The organism is Cupriavidus basilensis OR16 (assembly GCF_000243095.1).
Classification (GTDB): Bacteria; Pseudomonadota; Gammaproteobacteria; order Burkholderiales; family Burkholderiaceae; genus Cupriavidus; species Cupriavidus basilensis_D.
In genome coordinates this window covers 1-528 of record NZ_AHJE01000407.1, presented here as the reverse complement: position 1 = coordinate 528, position 528 = coordinate 1, and the positions used below count along the sequence as shown (strand labels likewise).

Below are 528 nucleotides of genomic sequence, written 5' to 3'. Positions count from 1 at the left end.
GGACGAACCTGCTACTGAGGGAGCGCACTGATGGGCAAGCGCATGCTGGACGTGCAGGGCCTGCACGCCTACTACGGCAAAAGCCATATCCTCCACGGCGTCGACGCGCATATCGACGAAGGCGAGATCGTCGCGCTGCTGGGCCGCAACGGGGTGGGGCGCTCGACCATGGCCAAGGCCATCCTGGGCATGGTCAAGGCGGAGGGCTCGGTGCGCTTTCGCGACGAGGAGATCCTCGGCCGGCGCACCTTCGAGATCGCCCACCTGGGCGTGGGCTATGTACCTGAGAATCGCGATATCTTCCCGACCCTGACGGTGCGCCAGAACCTGCAGCTCGGGGAGAAGCGCAATCCGCGCCAGTCAAAGCCCCGCTGGACGGTGCAGGACATGTACAACATGTTCCCGCGCCTGAAGGAGCGCGAGAACACCTCGGCCGGTGTGCTCTCCGGCGGCGAGCAGCAGATGCTCACGCTGTGCCGCACGCTGATGGGCGACCCCGACCTGGTGCTGATCGACGAGCCGACCGAA

General features: G+C 65.9%; 1 protein-coding gene. It reads left to right on the top strand.

Annotation, left to right across the window (positions count from 1 at the left end):
• Positions 1-30: 30 nt before the first annotated feature.
• On the top strand, positions 31-528 hold a 498-nt coding region (locus OR16_RS39370; protein ID WP_006165150.1), incomplete at its 3' end, for an ABC transporter ATP-binding protein.